This window comes from Reyranella sp., assembly GCF_052439685.1.
Taxonomy (GTDB): Bacteria; Pseudomonadota; Alphaproteobacteria; order Reyranellales; family Reyranellaceae; genus Reyranella.
In genome coordinates this window covers 16,926-35,444 of the sequence record NZ_JBQVQG010000031.1, presented here as the reverse complement: position 1 = coordinate 35,444, position 18,519 = coordinate 16,926, and the positions used below count along the sequence as shown (strand labels likewise).

Genomic DNA, 18,519 nt, shown 5'->3' with positions numbered 1-18,519 from the left:
GGGGCTGACCTGCAAAAGCAGTGCCTTGACCCCAATCCCATATCGGCCTCCTCTGGCCACGCATGTCCGCTTCCGCCATCGACACGACCGACAGCCTGTCGCGCCTGATCCCGTCGCGCACGGCCCGCGGTTTCTTCCTCGCCGTGCTGTCGGGCCTCTTCTTCAACTTCCTGAACGCCTCGGTGAAGGAACTGGCGAGCGAGATGCCGCCGCTCTACGTCGCCTGGGGTCGCTGGGTCGCCGGCGTCGCGCTGATCGCGCCCTATCTTTTCTGGCGGGCCGGCCTTTCCGGCATGAAGACGCAGGACCTGAAGCTCCATTGCTTTCGTGGCCTGTTCCACACGTCGGGCTATGCGCTGTGGTACGAGGCCGTGGTCTGGCTGCCGCTCGCCACCATGGCGGCGCTGGGCTTCACCGGGCCGATCTTCGTCACCCTGGGCGCGGTGATTTTCCTGCGCGAGACGGTGCACTGGCGGCGCTGGCTGGCGGTCGGAATCGGCTTCGTCGGCATGCTGATCATCGTCCGGCCGGGCCTCGTCACCGTGAACCCCGGCATCATCATGATGCTCTGCGCCGTGCCGCTGATCGCCGGCTCCAATCTCGTAGCCAAGGTCGTGTCGGGCCGCGACAAGCCGGCCGTCGTGGTGCTGTGGCAGAGTGTGATCGGCGCGATCTGCTTCACCCCGCTCGGCCTGTGGTTCTGGCAGACGCCGACCCTCGACCAGCTCCTGCTGTTCCTGGCCGCCGGCTTCTTCGGAACGATGGGCTACTTTTTCATCACCTGGGCCTATCGCCTGCTCGACATTTCCGCCCTGCAGTCCATCACCTTCCTCGGCATCGTCTGGGCCGCCTTGATGGATGTTGCGGTCTGGGGCAAGACCTCGGACATCTGGACGTTCGTGGGTGCCGCCATCATCGTGGCCTCCACGACCTACATCGCCCACCGCGAGGCAAGAGCGGGGGCCGCCGCGGGAGGAAAGAAGAAATGACGGATCGTCTGGCCGGCAAGGTTGCGCTCATCACCGGTGGCGCGTCGGGCCTCGGCGCCAATGCCGCCGAACTGATGGCCAAGGAAGGCGCCAAAGTCGTGGTGGCCGACGTCGCGGCCGATCGTGGCAAGGCCGTCGCCGACCGGTTGGGTTCGGCCGGGCATTTCGTGAAGCTCGACGTGACCAGCGAGGACAACTGGAAGGCCGCGATCCAGGAGACGGTCGAAAAGTTCGGGGCCATCCACGTGCTGCTGAACTCCGCCGGCATCGGCCTGAGCAAGACGGTCGAGGACATTACCCTCGAGGAATGGCGCAAGGTCCACGCCATCGACCTCGACGGCGTGTTCCTGGGCTGCAAGCACGGCGTCGCCGAGATCAAGAAGCATACCCAGAGGCTGGGCGGCTCGGTGATCAACATTTCGTCGATCTCGGGCATCATCGCCGGCGCCAACATGGCCGCCTACAACTCGGCCAAGGCCGGCGTCCGGCTGCTCAGCAAGTCCGTGGCACTGCACTGCGCCAAATCGGGCTACAATATCCGCTGCAATTCGGTGCACCCGACCTTCATCGACACGCCGATCCTCGACAAGTATCGCGACCGCTTCGGCCAGGACCTGATGCAGCAGAAGCTCGGCAAGCAGGTCCCGATCGGCCGCCTCGGCCGGCCCGAGGAAGTGGGCTGGGCCCTGGTCTTCCTCGCCTCCGACGAATCGAGCTTCATGACCGGCTCGGAAGTGATCATCGACGGCGGTATCTCGGCGATGTGATTAAGTGTCGTCTCGGGCGGGGTCACCCCCCGTCCTGGAGCAATGCGAAGGACCTCACATGGCGGCCAGACGCCGACCGTGGTTGGCGCGAGATCCTTCGCTGCGCTCAGAATGACAGGGGGTTCAAATGCTGCTTAATCTCGACGGACGTAAGATCTACTTCGACCTGGCCGGGCCGCAGAATGCGCCGGCGGTCTGCTTCACCCATTCGCTGGCCGCCGACGGCGGCATGTGGACCGAACAGCTGGTGCCGCTGCTGGCCGCGGGCTATCGCGTGCTGCGCCTCGACATGCGCGGGCATGGCGGCAGCCAGCCGGTCGAGGGCGACTACACCATGGACCAGCTCGCGGGCGACGTAAAAGGCGCGCTCGACGTGCTGGGCATCTGGAAGGTCCATTACATCGGCCTGTCGATCGGAGGCATGATCGGCCAAGGCTTTGCCCTCGCATATCCGGAGCGACTGCACTCGCTGACCTTGTGCGACACGCATCCCTCCTCGCCGGACGATTCGGCGGGCCTGTGGGACCAGCGCAAGGCGGCGGTCCGCGCGGGCGGCGTCAAGGCGCTGGCCGACGGCAACATGGAGCGGTGGTTCACACCGGAGTTCAAGGACGCCAATCCGACGCGTTGGAAGGAAATCCATTCGACCATCTGCGGCACGTCGGACGCCGGCTTCCTGGGCTGCGCCGCCGCCATCCAGGATTTCGACTATCTCGACCGCCTGCCCACCATCAAGGTCCCGACCCTGGTGATCTGCGGCGACGACGATCCGGCGACGCCGCCCGATCGCAACAAGCTGATCGCCTCCAAGATCCCCGGCGCGCGCTACGAGGACATCGCCAAGGCCCGCCACCTGCCCAACGTCGAGCGTCCCGAGTCGTTCAACCGGCTCATGATGAGCTTTCTCGGCCTCAACCGTTAGGAATCGACCGATGGATTTCGCCTTCTCCGAAGATCAGCTCGCCATCAAGGACAGTGTCGCCAAGCTGTGCGCCGGCTTCGACGAAAAGTACTGGCTGAAGAAGGACAAGGACGGCGGTTTCCCGGAAGATTTCTACCGCACGATGGCCGACGCCGGATGGCTGGGCATCGCCATGCCGGAGGAATACGGCGGTTCGGGCCTCGGCATCACCGAGGCCTCTATCATGATGCAGGCGGTCGCCGAGTCGGGCGCGGCCCTGCAGGGCGCCTCGGCGATCCATCTCAACGTGTTCGGCCCCAATCCGATCGTGGTGTTCGGCACCGAGGAGCAGAAGAAGCGCATCCTGCCCGACATCATCAAGGGCAAGGTGAAGGGCTGCTTCGCTGTCACGGAACCCGATGCCGGCCTCAACACCACGGCGCTCGAGACCAAGGCCGAGCGCGACGGCAACGGCTATGTCGTGCACGGCAAGAAGACCTGGACCACGACGGCGCAGGTCGCCGACAAGATGCTGCTGATCGCCCGCACGACTCCGAAGGAGAAGTGCAAGCGCCCGACTGACGGGCTGTCGCTCTTCTACACCGACTTCGACCGCAGCAAGATCGAGGTGCGCGAGATCGAGAAGATGGGCCGCAAGGCGATCGACACCAACCAGGTGTTCATCGACGGGCTGAAGGTGCCGCTCGAGGATCGCATCGGCGAAGAGGGCAAGGGCTTCCACTACCTGCTGCACGGGCTGAACCCCGAGCGCATCCTGATCGCCGCCGAGGCGATCGGCATCGGCAAGGCCGCCCTCGCCCGCGCCACCCAGTACGCCAAGGAGAGGGTCGTGTTCGGCCGGCCGATCGGCAAGAACCAGGCGATCCAGCACCCGCTGGCGGAAAGCTGGATGCAGCTCGAAGCGGCCAACCTGCTGACCTTCAAGGCCGCCTGGCTGTACGACACCGGCAAGGACTGCGGCGCCGAGGCCAACTCGGCGAAGTATCTCGGCGCCCGCTCCGCCTACGATGCCTGCGAGCGCGCGATCCTGACCCATGGCGGCTACGGCTACGCCAAGGAGTTCCACGTCGAGCGCTTCCTGCGCGAGGTCATGATCGCCCGCATCGCCCCAGTCAGCGAGCAGCTCATCCTTTGCTACGTGGCCGAACGCGTGCTGGGACTGCCCAAGAGCTACTGACCGATCCCGAATTGAGGCGGTATTGGGGCAAGCGCGGACGATTGTATCGTTCGTATCAGCAACCCCTTGGCGATTCAGGACGTTTGTCCAGTACGTGATCGCAACCAACTCAACGGAGCCGCCCAATGACCCGCAACCAGCTGAATGCCGGCCTGGCGCTGGGAAGCGTGTTCCTCATGGCAGGTATCGTGGTCTTCGCCCCGCCGGTCCCGCCGGCCTCGGCCCAAACCCAAGCCGAGCGCATCTGCCGAGAGCAGGGGATCACCCCGAAAACTGAAGGCTATGAATATTGTCTGTCGCAGGCCACGCGTGCGATTGAATGGGGTAAACCGGAGATCGCTTACACCATGGCGCGGGTAACCGCAGACGCTCGTGATTCCTGCCTTGAATCCGGACTGTCTCCGGCCACGTCCGGCTACAAGAACTGCATGGAGCGCGAGACGCACGCGCGCAGTCTGCTCGTGTTCACCGACGAGCCTCAATACGACCGGGATATAGCTCGCCAGTAACGCCCGTCACGGCTTAGGGTAGAGCGTCTCGTATTCGCTTTCGATAGCGCCGAACACCGTCCAGAAAGCAGGCGGTGTTCGCCCATGGGCCCGCTCGACGAGGATAGCGAGATGGGTGTGCCACCCGCCCGAGGTCATGATCATTGCCGCGCGGTCGGGCAGACGACGGTGAGTCAGGACGAGGCACACTTTCTCGCCCTCGGGAAACAGTTCGAACGTTACATCCGATCCACCCCAGGAGATCGAGAGCAAGCGCGGCGGCTCGATCCGTAGCACGCGCTCGTGAGCGATATGGCCCTTCTCGTCCATTTCCCTGAAGCGCTCTGGCGGTGGCGCCTTGTCGGGCGACAGATCGCGATGGCGAAAGCGGAGTTCGAGCGCGCCGCCAGGCTTCAATTCCATGGGGCCACTAGCGAGCCATTGCCCGCGCTTGTCGGAATCGACGAGGAATTCCCACACTCTTTCGATGGGGCCTGGCAGAAGGCGCTCGAAGCGAATCTCTGCCGGAGCGACGATGCGGCCGTAACTCGTTTCGCGGGCGGTCATGGGCGGCTCCTCTTCTGCCGGGTGTCGCTCAGCAAAGCCGTCTCGAGAGCATCGAGACGGTTCATCCAGAAGTGCTGGTAGTCGGCGATCCAGCGGTCGGCGCCGGCCAGCGGTCCGGCCTCGAGGCGGCAACGATGCGTGCGCCCCTCGATCGTCCGCTTCAGAAGGCCCGCGCTCTCCAGCACCTTCACGTGCTTGGCGGCTGCGGCGAAGGACATGGCGAAGGGCTGGGCGAGTTCGCCGACACTCCGCTCGCCTCCCGCGAGGCGTCGCAACATCGCGCGACGGGTGGGATCGGCGAGAGCGTGGAATACGCGATCGAGATCGCCGACCATTTGTTCAACCATGTTGTTGAACATAAAAGGTTGAGAATGATCATTCAACCATTTCGTTTAATTTTCTGCTCGCGCCTTTGCGGCAACTGCTGCGCGAGCAACAGCGTTCTTCTGAAGACAGGAGGATGTCATGAATCGCCTTAGTACGATCTTCATCGCCATCGGTGCCGCCGCGGCAGCTATGTCCCTCGCGCCGCACGTCCAGGCCCGGTCCGGCGATACCTTGGCCATTGCGAAGAAAGCCTGCCTGGATCAAGGAATCAAACCGCACTCGACCGCCTTCGAGAAATGCGTGGAGCGGGTGGCCGACGCTTACGATCGAACCGGTCAGATGCCGAAGGTGACGTGGCCGACCGCATCCATCGGGCCTGGAGGGTTCCATGTGATGTCCCAGGCGTGACGTCGGAGTCCGCTACATAACCGCGAAGGCCCGCTTCCAGCGCGCTTCGAACGCTTCATCTCGGCGATCTCAGGCGTAATCACCGAAGGCTGCTGCTGCATCTTCCCTCCCGTGCTCGCAATGCGGACCTAGTGCCGACTATGCGCGCAACCCATCTGCCATTTCAGGCACGGCCGGCGTAGGCTCACCGGATGCAACCGCTTCCCTCTTCCGTGCTCCCCGCCGGCGTTCGCGCCCGGATCCTTCCCGGCATCAACGGCCTCGACATCCATGTGCTCGAAGCCGGTTTCGACAGGAAGGCGCCGGCCGTGATGCTGTTCCACGGCTTTCCGGAGATCGCCTACAGCTGGCGCAAGGTCATGCCCGCGCTGGCTGACGCGGGCTATCATGCCATCGCGCCCGACCTGCGCGGCTACGGCCGCACGACCGGTTGGAGCGCCGATTTCGATGCCGACCAGATCGGCTTCCGATTCACCAATCTGCTGCGCGACGCGATCGGCGTGCTCTATGCGCTGGGCCATCGCACCGCCGAGGCCGCCGTCGGACACGATTTCGGCTCCTCCGTCGCCTCCTACGCCTCGCTGGCGCGGCCCGACATCTTCAAGCGCATGGCGCTGATGAGCGCGCCCTTCCCGGGCCCTTCATCCGTGCCCTTCGACACCGCCGGAAAGCCGGCTTCGCCCAAGGCACCGGACGTTCACGCCGCGCTGGCGGCGTTGCCGCGCCCGCGCAAGCATTACCAGTGGTATCAGTCGACGCGCGAAGCCAACGAGGAACAGTGGCACGCAAGTCAGGGCCTGCACAATTTCCTGCGCGCCTACTATCACTACAAGAGCGCCGACTGGAAGGCGAACAAGCCCTACGAGCTGAAGGGCTGGAGCGCCGAGGAGCTGGCGAAGATGCCGACCTATTACATCATGGACCTGGCCGAAGGCATGGCCGAGACCGTCGCCAAGCAGATGCCGACGGCCGAGGAGATCGCAGCCGCCAAATGGCTCACCGACGACGAGCTCGCGGTCTATGCCGGCGAGTACGAGCGCACCGGTTTCCAGGGCGGCCTCAACTGGTATCGCGCCCGCACCAGCGGCAGGGTGACGCCCGAACTCGAAATCTTCACCGGCCGCACCATCGACCAGCCCTCGACCTTCATCTCGGGCAAGAGCGACTGGGGCAACTACCAGTCGCCGGGCGCGCTGGAGAAGATGCAGAAGAGCGCCTGCAGCAACATGAAGGAAATCCACATGGTCGACGGCGCCGGCCACTGGGTGCAGCAGGAGCAGGCGGCTGAAGTCAGCCGTCTCCTGATCCGCTTCCTGAAGGAGACGAACGCCTGACCGAACTGGCCAGCATTTCCGCGGGCGACGAGGCCGCCCTCCTCGCCCTCAACAACGACCACGCCGTCGAGCTCTCCTGGCTCGACGCCGCGAGGTTGCGGCACCTGCTGGCGCAGGCCTTCTACTCCCGCCGCGCCGGCAACGACGCCGCCTTCCTCCTGGCCTTCGACCACGCCGCCGACTACGACAGTCCCAACTATCTCTGGTTCCGCGACCGCTATCCCCGCTTCGTCTATGTCGACCGCATCGTCGTCGCTCCGGCGATGCGCAAGCACGGCTTGGCCAAGCGCCTGTACGAAGACCTGTTTCGCGCGGTCAGCGATGCCGGTCACGACCGCATCGTCTGCGAGGTCAATTCCGATCCGCCCAATCCGGCGTCCGATGCATTTCACGCGTCGCTGGGTTTCGTCGAGATCGGCCATGCCGCCATCTACGGCGGCGCCAAGACCGTCCGCTATCTCGCCCGTCCCGTCTTGCCAGGGCTCTGACACAGGAGGCGTCTCGCATGTCCGACCTCGCCGCCGTCGATTCGCTCACCGTCGACGTCATCACCGACAATATGAGCGACACCTATGCAAGCAAGCCCGCGTTCGCGACCTCGGAGATGGCCAACATCCTGAAGGCGGGCGCGAAGGAGATTTCCGGCGAGACGCTTCTGGTGGCCAATCTCGGCTATGGCCTGCGTCTCAGGACCAGGATCGGCGCCAGCCAGCACACGCTTCTGTTCGACACCGGCACCGAGGGCACGGCCTTCATCCGCAACTGCCGCAACATGGCGATCGATCTCGGCGAGGTTGAGGAGATCGCAGTCACCCACGGCCATTGGGATCACATGGGGGCGCTTCCCGCCGCGCTCGACGCCATTGCCAGGCGCCGCGGGCGAGGCAGCGTCGCGGTCAACGTCAATCCCGACATGTTCAACGAGCGCGGCGTGCTGCTGCAGGACGGCACGATCTTCCCGGCCGCCCGTGTTCCCACGCCCGCGCAGATGGAGGCGCAGGGCGCCCGCATCGTCAACGACAGCAGGGCACGTACCCTGCTCGACGGCCACTTCTACTACAGTGGCGAGATCCCTCGGGTCAGCGCCTTCGAGAAGGGCCGCGAGGACCATCTCTGCCGCAAGGACAATTCCGAGGAATGGCGGCCCGACCCGTTCCTGATGGACGAGCGCATGCTGATCGTAAACGTGCGCGATCTCGGCCTCGTCGTGTTCAGCGCCTGCTCCCATGCCGGCATCGTCAACGTCTGCACCGAGGCGAAGCGCCTGTTCCCCGACACCCCTATCCATGCCGTCATGGGCGGCCTGCATCTCGGAGGCGTGATGGAGCGCCTCATCCCGCAGACGGTCGAGGCCCTCGACTCCTTCGACATCGGCTACTTCATCACCGGCCACTGCACCGGATGGCGCGCCCTGCATGCGCTGGCCAACGCTTATGGCGACAGGGTCAGCCAGTCGGCCGTCGGCACGACCTACACGTTCGATGCCAGCGTGGCTCCGGCCACCCGCGAGGCCAGGGCGCCGACGACGTTCGAAGCCAAGCCGACCTGGTGATGTCTTCTCCTCCCGGTCCCTTGTCGCTCCGCGCCCTGAAGGCTGCCGCTTTCGAAGGCCGGGAGCCAGCCCCCTTGGAGGCGGTCGCGCGTCTGCCCTCGTATCGCTGGTTCGTCGTCGGCACGGTCTGCATCGGCGCCGTCATGGGGCAGGTCGATGCCAGCATGACCCAGGTGCTGCTGCCGCGGCTCGAGGTCGAGTTTGGCGCCCGCCTCGCCAGCGTGAGCTGGGTCGCCGTCGCCTACCTGCTCGCGCTCGCATCGTTCATGCCGATCTTCGGGCGGTTGTCGGACATGTTCGGCCGCAAGCTCCTCTACACCGCGGGCTTCCTGCTATTCATCGCGGGCTCGGCCCTGTGCGGCTACGCGACGAGCCTGCCTTGGCTGATCTTCTTCCGGGTCCTGCAAGCGATCGGCGGTGCGCTGATCACCTCGAATAGCGTCGCCATCGTGGTCATGATCATGGGACCCAAAGAACGCGGCCGCGGCCTCGGCCTTCAGTCGGCGGCGCAGGCGGTGGGCCTCGGCGCGGGCCCGGCGATCGGCGGCTTCATCCTCGACACGCTGGGCTGGCAGTGGGCGTTCTGGATCAACGTTCCGCTGGGGATCGCGGGCGCGACCCTCGGCTGGTTCGTTCTTCCGCAGACGGGCGTTGCCTCCAAACACGAGCGCTTCGACTGGCGCGGCGCGATCCTGATCGCACCAGCATTGACGGGCCTGGTCGCCGCCTTGAACGAGCTGCATGCGCTCGGACCGACATCGCCGATCCTGCTCGCCTGTCTCCTCGGCGGCATCGCCTGCGCCCTGCTCTTCGTGCGCACCGAGCATCGCACCTCGGCGCCGCTGCTCGACCTGAAGCTGCTCGCCAAGCCCGCCTTCCTTCTCGGCAACACGGCGAACTTCGTATCGTACGCCACGCTGTTCGGGGTGTTCTTCCTCGTCCCGTTCGCGCTGGTTCGCATCTACCATGATACGGCACTGGCGGCGGGCCTCCGGCTGTCGATTCTGCCGGTGCTGCTGGGACTGCTCGCGCCCGTGGGTGGCATGCTCTACGACCGCTTGGGTGCCCGCCTGCCGACCTGCCTCGGCATGGCGATTTGCAGCGCAGGGCTCGCGATCCTCTATGTTTTCCTCGACGGCGTTCCTGCCAATCTCTGGCTGGTGACTCTGTCGCTCGCAGTCATCGGCGTCGGTCAGGGCCTCTTCATCTCGCCCAACAGCAGCGCCATCATGTCTGCGGCCCCTGCTGGCGAAACCGGTCAGGCCGGCAGCGTCCTGAACGTCATGCGCATGCTCGGGATGAGCACCGGCATCGCCGGCGCTTCCACCCTTCTCTCTCTCTCCCTCGGGAGCAGCAGCGGCAGCACGCTCGATATTCCCGTGGAAGCACTCGTCGCAGCGAGCCGCGACGTCATCCTTCTCCTGGCTGGCCTGGCCGCGCTCGCCGGCCTGATCTCGCTGATCCGGCCAGGCGGCGTCGCAGGTCGCGACGCCGCCGGCGGGGATCGAGATCCCGTGGTCGAGTGATCAGGGTCGAGTGATCAGGCGGCGAGATTCTTCGCCGTCTCCGCGATCCGGCGACCCTGGTAGCGGGCGCCGACCAGCTCGTTCTCCGACGGCTGGCGCTGACCGGTGCCGCCGGCGATCGTGGTCGCGCCGTAGGGGCTGCCGCCGGTGATCTCATCGATCGTCATCTGGCCGGCGTGACCGTAGTCGAGACCGACGACCACCATGCCGAAGTGCAGCAGGTTGGTAATGATGGAGAACAGCGTCGTCTCCTGGCCGCCATGCTGGGTCGCCGTCGAGGTGAAGGCACCGCCGACCTTGCCGTTCAGCGCGCCCTTGGCCCACAGGCCACCCGCCTGGTCGAGGAAGCTCGCCATCTGCGAGGACATGCGGCCGAAACGCGTGCCGGTGCCGACGATCACCGCGTCGTAGTCGGCGAGATCCTCGACCTTGGCGACCGGGGCCTTCTGGTCGAGCTTGAAGTGCGACGCCTTGGCCACCGCTTCCGGCACGGTCTCGGGAACGCGCTTGATGTCGACCTGGGCGCCGGCCTCGCGCGCGCCCGCCGCAACGGCTTCCGCCATCGTCTCGATGTGGCCGTAGGCGGAATAGTAAAGAACGAGAACCTTGGTCATGTCTGTCTCCAGTTGTCGGTTGAGGTTGAAGGGAAAGTGAAAGGGTCAGGCGGCGATCCGGCCCATGCGGCCGGCGTGGTAGTCGCGAACCGCGCGTTCGAGCTCGTCGATCGAATTCATCACGAACGGTCCGTGGCGCAGGATCGGGGCATCGAGCGGGTCGCCACCGACCAGCAGGATCTCGCTGTCCCCGGCGGCCTCGATTTCGAGGCGTTCGCCCCCGGTGAGCCGGGCGAGCTCGCCCGCCTCGATCCGCCGCTCGTCGCCCCCGATGCGGGCGGCGCCCACCATCACGTAGACACCGAGTTCCGCCGCGCTGCCGACCGCCAGTTCCGTTTTGGCTCCTGCTTTCAGCGAGGCGTGCAACACGAAGGGATTGCCCGATGTCGCGATGGGGCCCGTGAGATCGCCGACCGTGCCGGCGACGACCCGCACCAGCACGCGCCCGTCATCGGCGGTAAGGGTCGGAATCTCGGAAGCCGTCACGTGACGATAGGCCGGCTCCGTATGCTTCGACCCCTTGGGCATGTTGATCCAGAGCTGGACGCCGTGGACGTGGCCGCCCTCGCGCCGAAGCTGTTCGTCCGGACTCTCGTCGTGGACTACGCCGCGACCGGCGCGCATCCACTGGACCTCGCCCGGCCGCATGCTGCTGGCATTGCCGAGACTGTCCTTGTGGGTCTGGCTGCCTTCCAGCAGCAGGGTCAGCGTCTCGATGCCCGCATGCGGATGTGCAGAGGCGCCCTTGGCCTCGCCCGGTCGCACGTCGATCGGGCCGAACTGGTCGAGGAAGATGAAGGGGCCGATCGCCTCGTAGGCGTTCGAGGGGATCGCACGGCGCACTTCGAACCCGTCGCCTTCCAGGGTCCGGAACGCCTCGTGGATAGAAGTCAGCTGGCGTCTGTTGCTGTTCGAAGCCGTCATGGCCGCCCTCCTTGGTGGCAGGGCGTATGTAGGGGCAGCTTCTTTGCCTGAAAATCAGTATAATTCTGAATGATCTTTTCAGAATATTAGAAATGCCTACGACTCCCGGTATCCCGTCCCTCGTCCAGCTCCAGGTCCTGCTCGCCGTGGTCGATGCCGGCAGCTTTGCCGCCGCGGCGCGGCGCCTCAACCGTGCAACATCGGCGATCACCTACGCCATCGACAATCTCGAGGCGCAGCTCGGCCTGCCGCTGTTCGACCGGGTCGCCACCCGCAAGCCCGAACTCACCCAGGCCGGCCGGGCGGTGGTGGCTGAGGCTCGCGCCGTGACCCACGGCGTCGACATGCTGCGCGCCAAGGTGAAGGGCCTGCTCGAAGGGTTGGAGGCCGAAGTCTCGCTCGCGGTCGACGTCATGCTCCCGACCGCCCGCCTCGTAGACGCGCTGCAGGCCTTCCAGACGACCTTCCCGACCGTGCAACTGCGACTCCACGTCGAGACCCTGGGCGCGGTCACGCAGCTCGTGCTGGAGGGCACGGCGAGCATCGGCGTCAGCGGTCCCAATGTCGCGGCTGACGGTACCGAGAGCATCGCCATCGGCGGCGTCCAGCTCGTGCCGGTAGCTGCCCCCTTCCATCCCCTGGCGCGGCTGGGCGGTCAGGCGCGCGGCGCGGCGCGCGAGCATATCCAGCTCGTCCTCACCGATCGCTCGACGCTGACCGAGGGCCAGGATTTCGGCGTGGTCGGCCCCAAGACCTGGCGGCTCGCGGATCTCGGCGCCAAGCATGCGCTGCTGCTGGCCGGCGTCGGCTGGGGCAGCATGCCGGCACCGATGGTGAAGGGCGACCTCGAGGCCGGGCGCCTCGTCGAGCTCGACCTCTCCGACTGGTGGGCCGCGACCTATCCGCTGCGCGTGCTCCATCGCATCGACAGCCCGCCCGGTCCCGCCGCGCAATGGCTGATCGAGCGGTTCAAGAGCCAGGTCTAGCCGCGCCACCTCGCAGCTTCGCCCGTATCGGCATTGCAGGCGGCGCCGACCAATGCGGCCGTCAGCAGCGTTGCCTGCCGCAGCTCGCTCTGGGCGACCTTGTCGCGCGTGTCGGCGGGTGTCAGCACGACACGCAGATGGGCGTTGCGATCGTCGAAGCCGGCCACGAGCCGGATCGCCGGAATCCCGCCCGCCGCGAAGTTCGCATGGTCGGAATTGGTCATCAGTGGCCGCACGGTGCGCAAGGATTGACCATTGGCCGCGGCAACGCCCAGCAGGAACGGCTCGACACCGGCAAACCCGCTGGTGAGCGCGGCGAGGTTCGGGCTGCCCGCGACCGAATCGAGATTGACGTTGAGCGCGATCTTCGCCCGCTCGGCTTCGCTCAACGCCTTCACGTATTGCGCCGAGCCGGTCAGCGCCCATTCCTCGACGCTGAAGAACATCACCCGCAGGCCGCGCCGCCACCGGGCCACTTCCGGCGACAGCGCGCGCGTCACTGCCAGCACGGCGGCGAGACCGGTGCCGTTGTCCATGGCGCTTTCGGCCAGGTCGTGGCCGTCGACATGCGCCGACAACACGACCCATTCGTCGGTCTGGCCGGGATAGTCGAAGACGAGCGTCTCGGTCTCAGCCGGCCCTTCCGCGGTCTCGACGGCGATCGTGACGGACGGGAAGCCGGTCGAACGGCGCGCCAGCTTTGCCGCCGTCTCGGGCGAAATACCAAGCGCGGGAATGCCTTCACCGGAATCGCGGCCCGAGGAGCCCGCCACCACGTGCCCCGCGAGCGGACCGCCGATCAGGAATCCCACCGCGCCATGGGCGCGCGCCATGTCGTACTTGCGCCGGCGATGGATCGTCCCGGCAGCGAACATCAGCTCGTGCCGCACGAGCACGATGCGGCCGGCGATCTCCGCCTTGTGCGCCTCGAACTCGTCAGGCGTGCCGCGCCCCAGGTCGATCACCTCGGCGGTGAGGCCCGGCGTCGCGATGGTGCGCACCAGCGGATGGCACGGCGCGAAGGCGCCGCCGGGCAGCTTCAAGGTCGCCGACTTCGCCTGCCAGCCATTGTAGGGCACCGGGATGGAGCGGCCCGAATTAGCCGGCGAGGCCGCCCGTACCCTCTCGCGTAACAGCGCAAACGCCTTCTTCTCACTCTCGGTGCCCGACAGACGGCCGCCGCAATCGCAGATGTCGTTGAAGTCGCGCCACAGCGCCTCGTCGGCCGCGAGGCGGCCCATAAGATTGGCGTCGAGACGCATCATTCACCCTTTCAGTTTGTCGTCGAGCATGTCGAGGAACGCGGCCGCCAGCACGGAAGGCTCGCGGTCGCGGCGGTGGAAGGCGCCGATGTCGTAGGTGACGGCGGGTTCGAAGGGCCGCGTCACGAGGCCGAGATGCTCGAAGCTGCGTGCCGACAGCGGATCGACGATCGACCATCCGGCGCCCGCGGCCACCAGGCCGCACAGGCTGGCGAAGAACTCGGCCTCGACCACGGCGTTTATGGACACGCCGGCCGCCGAGAAGACGCCGCGGATGCGGTTGGGCACCTGATGCGAGCGCGCCGGCATCACCATCGGATGTGGCGCGAGCAGTTGCGGCGTCAGCAGCTTGCAGGAGGCGAGCGGATGGCGCGGCGGCAGGATCGCAACGCAGCGCATCGCGTAGCGCCGGACCTCGATCTGGCTGTCGTCGATCGGCAGCTCGGCGATGCCGATGTCGAAACTCTCGGTCGGCAGGAGCTGGCTCACCACGTCGGAATGGCGCGAGATCAGCCGCACCGAGACACCCGGACGCTCGGCCAGGAACTGCGCCACGAGATTGGGCAACAGGGAGATGGCGGCCGAGGGATGGCTGGCGATCGACAAGCGGCCCGACTGGCCTTCGCGGATCTGCGCGGTCGCAGCCTGCAGCCGGTCGACCTCCCCCAGCACACGGCTTGCTTCGGCATAGAACAGCATGCCCTCGGGCGTCGGCTTCAGCCGGCCGTTGGCGCGGTCGAACAGGGAGAAACCGACCGCCTCCTCCAGACGCGCGATCTGGGTACTGACCGCGGGCTGGGTCACGCCCATGGCGCCCGCGGCGGCAGTCATGGAGCGGTGATCGACCACCGCCCGGAAGGCTTCGAGGAGCTTGACGTCCATACTCTATAAACAGCCGTTATTGGTTATTCTGGCAATTATTCCATCCTCTACTAGCAAAACTCCTGCCGATCCGGCAGGCTCCAGGAGAGCGGCATAGGATTTGCTTATGGAGTGACATGAGCAGCACGAGCCCCCTCATTCTCGCGGACGGAATCACCAAGCGCTTCGGCCCCAATCAGGTGCTGACCCGCGTGTCGCTGGAAGTCCTGGAGCGCGACGTTGTTTGCGTCGTGGGTCCGTCGGGCTCGGGCAAGACCACACTGCTGCGCTGCCTTGCGCTGCTGGAAGAGCCGAGCGAGGGCCGTGTCGTAATGGAGGGTGTGCCCATTTCGACGCCATCGCCGGACAAGCAGGTGAAGGCCGCCGCGCGCGACGTGCGCTCCGAAATCGGCATGGTTTTCCAGCACTTCAATCTCTGGCCCCACATGTCGGTCCTTCAGAACCTGATCGAAGCGCCGATCCGCGTGAAGAAGATGCCCCGGGACAAGGCCGTCGCCATCGCCGAGTCGCTGCTGAAGAAGGTCGACCTGTTCGAGAAGCGCGATGCCTATCCGGCGCGCCTGTCCGGCGGCCAGCAGCAGCGCGTGGCGATTGCCCGCGCTTTGGCCATGTCGCCCAAGGTCTTGCTGTTCGACGAGGCAACCAGCGCGCTCGATCCCGAGCTGCGCCGCGAGGTGCTCGCCGTCATGCGCCAGCTCGCGCGCGAGGGCATGACCATGCTGGTGGTCACGCACGAGATGGGCTTCGCGCGCCATGTCGGCACGCGCACCGTGTTCATGGATCGAGGCGAGATCGTCGAGGCGGCGCCGGGTTCGGCCTTCTTCGATGCGCCGCAGACGGAGCGCGCCCAGCGCTTCCTGCAGCAGTTCGCGGATGAGTGATGGGGAAGGTCAACAAGGGAGACCGATGATGGGTGTAGCAAGGATATTGGGTGCGCTCGCGCTGGCCGGCACGGTTGGCGCATTTTCGATCACGGGCGCGGAAGCGCAACAGACGCAGTCGCGTCTCTACGAGGTGACCAAGAGCAAGAAGCTCCGGGTCTGCCAGTTCCCGCTCTACTATTCGATCTCGTTCCGCAATTCCAAGACCGGCGAGATCGAGGGCATCGACGCCGACCTCGCGAAGGAATTCGCCAAGGAGCTCGACGCCAAGCTTGAAATCGTCGAATCGAGCTTCGGTTCGTTCATCGCCGATCTTCAGGCCGGCAAGTGCGAGATCGGCATGTTCGGCGTCGGCGCCACGATGAAGCGCGGCCAGGCCGTCGAATTCTCCAAGCCCTACCTGCTGACCAACCTCTACGCGGTCACGCGCAAGGACAGCAAGATCAAGGAGTGGAAGGACATCGACCAGAAGGGCGTGAAGGCTGCCGTCTCTCTGGGCAGCTACATGGAACCCTTCATGAAGGGCTACGTGAAGAACGCCGAGGTCGTCTCGGTGGCGCCGCCCAACACGCGTGAGGCCGAGCTGGTCGCACAGCGCGTCGACGTCATCATCACCGACTTCCCGACCGCGATCAAAGTGACCGACGAGTTCGACTGGGCGACCTACATCCTGCCCAACGAGAAGCTCGCCATCACGCCCTACGCCTATGTCGTGCCGCAGGGCGACCAGATCTGGCTGAACTACGTCAACCTGTTCGTCGACACGATCAAGCTCGACGGAAGGCTGCTGAAGTACGCCAAGAAGCACAAGCTCGACCCGATCGTCGCGCCGTGACCTGTAGCCCATGCTTCGAGACGGCTGCGGAGTTTACCCCGAGGTATTCGAGGGGCAGCCTTCTCAGCATGAGGTGTGCGTTAAACCACAACCTCACCCTGAGGAGCGCTCCGCCGGAGCGCGTCTCGAAGGGTGGGCAACAAGCGTGATCTGAGCATGTTCAAGTACCAATTCCGCTGGGATACGGTCTGGGGAAGCTTCGACTTCCTGATGGGCGGCCTGCAGATGACGCTGATCATCTCGGCCATCACCCTGGTTCTGGCGATGCTGGGCGGGCTGGTCATCGCGCTGCTCGACATGTCGCGCTTCCGGGCGCTGCGCTGGATCGGCATCTCGATCGGCGAGGTGGTGCGCAACACGCCGATCCTGGTGCAGCTTCTGTGGGTCTACTACGTGCTGCCGATCGTGTTCGGCGTGCGCATCGAGGCGCTGGTCGCGCTGATCATCGGCCTCGCCCTTTACCAGGCCTCCTTCATCTCCGAGGTCTATCGCTCGGGCATCCAGAGCGTGCCCAAGGGCCATCGCGAAGCCGCGCAGGTGCTGGGCCTGACGCCGCTGCAGTCGTTCAACCGCATCGTGCTGCCGCAGGCTATCCGCATGACCTTGCCGCCGCTCGCGTCGAATTTCGTGCAGCTCATCAAATTCTCCTCGCTGGGCGCCGTCATCTCGGTGAGCGAGATTACAAGGCGCGGCATGGAGCTCTCGGCCACCAACTTCCGGCCGCTCGAGACCTTCACCTTCATTGCCGTGGTCTACTTCTTCATCTGCTGGCCACTCGCCATGGCCATCCGCTTCTGGGAACGCAGGCTGCAGGCTCGCTGATGTCTCCGAGAATTCGCAACGAACTGGCGCGCAAGGTCGATGCCTCGCTCGACCGTCTCATCGAAGTGACGCAGCGGCTGGTCGCCGTTGCCTCGCCCAACCCGCCGAGCGACACGTTCGACGTGGCGCAGGTCGCCGAGGCCCTGCTGCGCGAGATCCCCGGCATCGAGATCGAGCGGGTCGAACCCGAGCCGCGCATCGTCTCCCTGATCGGCCGCATCCGCGGCCGGACGCCCGGCCGCCGCCTGATCTTCAACGGCCATCTCGACACCTTCCCGTTGCTCGAGAACCTGCCCTGGACGGTGCCGCCGCTGGGCGGCGTGCTGAAGGATGGCAAGCTCTACGGCCGCGGCGTCTGCGACATGAAGGGCGGCATCGCCTGCTCGCTCCTCGCGGCCGCGCTGCTGGCCGAGAACCGCGATGCCTGGGACGGTGAGGTCGTTCTCACCCTGGCGGGCGACGAGGAAAACATGGGCTCCCTCGGCTCGGGTTACCTCCTCGAGAATTTCCCGCACGCCGCCGGCGACGCCAATATCTGCGGCGACGTCGGTTCCCCCAAGGTCGTGCGCTTCGGCGAAAAGGGCCTGATGTGGGTCGAGGTCGAGGCCACGGGCTCGCCCGCCCACGGCGCCCATGTCCACAAGGGCACCAACGCCATCGACCGGCTGCGTTCCGCGCTCGACTGCCTGAAGCAACTCGAGGACGTGCCCTTTCAATCGCCCCCAATCGTCACGCAGGCGATCGGCAAGGCCAAGCCCATCTCCGAGCCCCTGTCGGGGGCCGGCGAGGCCGACACGCTCTCTCGCGTCACGGTGAACATCGGCACCATCGAGGGCGGCACCTCGCCCAACCTGGTTCCCACCCATGCGATTGCCCGGGCCGACATCCGCTTGCCGGTCGGCATCACCACCGATGTCCTCGCGGCGAAGCTCGACGAATGGCTCGGACCGCTCGAAGGCGTGAGCTGGAAGGCGATCCGGCGCTTCGAGCCGTCCTTCACCGACCCCGGCCACGAGATCGTGACCCGCACCGCGTCGGTCGCCGCCGAAGTACTGGGCGAGACGCCGGCGGTGAACATGAGAGTCGGTGGTTCGGACTCGCGCTGGTATCGCCTGTTCGACGTGCCGACCGTGGTGCTGGGGCTCACGCCCTTCAACATGGGTGGCGCCGACGAGTATGTGCTGGTCGACGAGCTTTTGGCAGTCGCCAAGATCCACACGTTGGTCGCCTATGATTTTCTCTCCGCGGAGCCCTGA

Annotated in this window: 21 protein-coding genes; 15 read left to right on the top strand and 6 right to left on the bottom strand. The window is 65.9% G+C overall.

Annotation, left to right across the window (positions count from 1 at the left end; all coding sequences use genetic code 11):
* Positions 1-62: 62 nt before the first annotated feature.
* From ACT6UX_RS26000 to ACT6UX_RS25980, 5 genes are all read left to right on the top strand, one after another.
* Positions 63-989, top strand: a complete 927-nt coding sequence (locus tag ACT6UX_RS26000; RefSeq protein WP_444778056.1) for a DMT family transporter — start codon at positions 63-65, stop codon at positions 987-989.
* A complete protein-coding gene (locus tag ACT6UX_RS25995; RefSeq protein ID WP_444778055.1) occupies positions 986-1,756 on the top strand; it encodes a glucose 1-dehydrogenase in 771 nt (256 codons plus the stop codon). The genes ACT6UX_RS26000 and ACT6UX_RS25995 overlap by 4 nt, the downstream gene beginning before the upstream one ends.
* 127 nt (positions 1,757-1,883) lie before the next feature.
* Complete coding sequence (gene pcaD, locus ACT6UX_RS25990; protein WP_444778054.1) at positions 1,884-2,678, top strand: 3-oxoadipate enol-lactonase; 795 nt, start codon at positions 1,884-1,886, stop codon at positions 2,676-2,678.
* A 10-nt stretch (positions 2,679-2,688) separates the two neighbouring features.
* Positions 2,689-3,855, top strand: coding sequence for an acyl-CoA dehydrogenase family protein (locus ACT6UX_RS25985; protein WP_444778053.1), 1,167 nt, complete (start codon positions 2,689-2,691; stop codon positions 3,853-3,855).
* 125 nt (positions 3,856-3,980) lie between these two features.
* Positions 3,981-4,364 carry a hypothetical protein gene (locus ACT6UX_RS25980; RefSeq protein WP_444778052.1) on the top strand — a complete coding sequence of 128 codons (384 nt, stop codon included), beginning with the start codon at positions 3,981-3,983 and terminating at the stop codon, positions 4,362-4,364.
* A 6-nt stretch (positions 4,365-4,370) separates the two neighbouring features.
* Here the strand turns inward: ACT6UX_RS25980 and ACT6UX_RS25975 are convergent, their stop codons facing one another.
* Positions 4,371-4,910, bottom strand: coding sequence for an SRPBCC family protein (locus ACT6UX_RS25975; protein ID WP_444778051.1), 540 nt, complete (start codon positions 4,908-4,910; stop codon positions 4,371-4,373).
* Complete coding sequence (locus ACT6UX_RS25970; protein ID WP_444778050.1) at positions 4,907-5,257, bottom strand: ArsR/SmtB family transcription factor; 351 nt, start codon at positions 5,255-5,257, stop codon at positions 4,907-4,909. Before ACT6UX_RS25970 ends, ACT6UX_RS25975 begins: the two co-directional genes overlap by 4 nt.
* Positions 5,258-5,375: 118 nt before the next feature.
* Between ACT6UX_RS25970 and ACT6UX_RS25965 the strand changes: the two genes are divergently transcribed.
* From ACT6UX_RS25965 to ACT6UX_RS25945, 5 genes are all read left to right on the top strand, one after another.
* Positions 5,376-5,645, top strand: coding sequence for a hypothetical protein (locus tag ACT6UX_RS25965; RefSeq protein WP_444778049.1), 270 nt, complete (start codon positions 5,376-5,378; stop codon positions 5,643-5,645).
* 191 nt (positions 5,646-5,836) lie between these two features.
* On the top strand, positions 5,837-6,979 hold the full coding sequence (locus ACT6UX_RS25960; protein ID WP_444778048.1) for an alpha/beta fold hydrolase: 1,143 nt from the start codon (positions 5,837-5,839) through the stop codon (positions 6,977-6,979).
* Positions 6,976-7,467, top strand: a complete 492-nt coding sequence (locus ACT6UX_RS25955; RefSeq protein ID WP_444778074.1) for a GNAT family N-acetyltransferase — start codon at positions 6,976-6,978, stop codon at positions 7,465-7,467. Before ACT6UX_RS25960 ends, ACT6UX_RS25955 begins: the two co-directional genes overlap by 4 nt.
* A 17-nt stretch (positions 7,468-7,484) precedes the next feature.
* Complete coding sequence (locus ACT6UX_RS25950) at positions 7,485-8,531, top strand: MBL fold metallo-hydrolase (protein ID WP_444778047.1); 1,047 nt, start codon at positions 7,485-7,487, stop codon at positions 8,529-8,531.
* 74 nt (positions 8,532-8,605) lie between these two features.
* Positions 8,606-10,057: an MFS transporter gene (locus tag ACT6UX_RS25945; protein WP_444778046.1), complete on the top strand. Its 1,452-nt coding sequence runs from the start codon at positions 8,606-8,608 to the stop codon at positions 10,055-10,057.
* Positions 10,058-10,071: 14 nt separating this feature from the next.
* Here the strand turns inward: ACT6UX_RS25945 and wrbA are convergent, their stop codons facing one another.
* A complete protein-coding gene (gene wrbA / locus ACT6UX_RS25940) occupies positions 10,072-10,671 on the bottom strand; it encodes an NAD(P)H:quinone oxidoreductase (RefSeq protein WP_444778045.1) in 600 nt (199 codons plus the stop codon).
* Positions 10,672-10,716: 45 nt separating this feature from the next.
* The gene (locus ACT6UX_RS25935; RefSeq protein ID WP_444778044.1) at positions 10,717-11,595 is read right to left on the bottom strand and encodes a pirin family protein; all 879 of its coding nucleotides are present in this window, start codon (positions 11,593-11,595) and stop codon (positions 10,717-10,719) included.
* Between the two features lie 92 nt (positions 11,596-11,687).
* Here ACT6UX_RS25935 and ACT6UX_RS25930 point away from each other — a divergent pair, with 92 nt between their 5' ends.
* Positions 11,688-12,581 (top strand): LysR family transcriptional regulator, encoded by an 894-nt coding sequence (locus ACT6UX_RS25930; protein ID WP_444778043.1) that lies wholly within the window; start codon positions 11,688-11,690, stop codon positions 12,579-12,581.
* On the opposite strand, the gene ACT6UX_RS25925 is transcribed toward ACT6UX_RS25930, so the two are convergent.
* Both ACT6UX_RS25925 and ACT6UX_RS25920 read right to left on the bottom strand, forming a co-directional pair.
* Positions 12,578-13,846, bottom strand: a complete 1,269-nt coding sequence (locus ACT6UX_RS25925) for a M28 family peptidase (RefSeq protein WP_444778042.1) — start codon at positions 13,844-13,846, stop codon at positions 12,578-12,580. The genes ACT6UX_RS25930 and ACT6UX_RS25925 overlap by 4 nt on opposite strands.
* Positions 13,847-14,725, bottom strand: coding sequence for a LysR family transcriptional regulator (locus ACT6UX_RS25920; RefSeq protein ID WP_444778041.1), 879 nt, complete (start codon positions 14,723-14,725; stop codon positions 13,847-13,849). It lies immediately after the preceding gene.
* A 116-nt stretch (positions 14,726-14,841) separates the two neighbouring features.
* Between ACT6UX_RS25920 and ACT6UX_RS25915 the strand changes: the two genes are divergently transcribed.
* From ACT6UX_RS25915 to ACT6UX_RS25900, 4 genes are all read left to right on the top strand, one after another.
* Positions 14,842-15,606, top strand: a complete 765-nt coding sequence (locus tag ACT6UX_RS25915) for an amino acid ABC transporter ATP-binding protein (protein ID WP_444778040.1) — start codon at positions 14,842-14,844, stop codon at positions 15,604-15,606.
* A 28-nt stretch (positions 15,607-15,634) separates the two neighbouring features.
* Entirely contained in the window at positions 15,635-16,441 is an 807-nt protein-coding gene (locus ACT6UX_RS25910; protein WP_082752152.1) for an ABC transporter substrate-binding protein, read from the top strand.
* A 156-nt stretch (positions 16,442-16,597) separates the two neighbouring features.
* Positions 16,598-17,263, top strand: coding sequence for an amino acid ABC transporter permease (locus ACT6UX_RS25905; RefSeq protein WP_444778039.1), 666 nt, complete (start codon positions 16,598-16,600; stop codon positions 17,261-17,263).
* On the top strand, positions 17,263-18,519 hold the full coding sequence (locus tag ACT6UX_RS25900) for a M20/M25/M40 family metallo-hydrolase (RefSeq protein ID WP_444778038.1): 1,257 nt from the start codon (positions 17,263-17,265) through the stop codon (positions 18,517-18,519). The genes ACT6UX_RS25905 and ACT6UX_RS25900 overlap by 1 nt, the downstream gene beginning before the upstream one ends.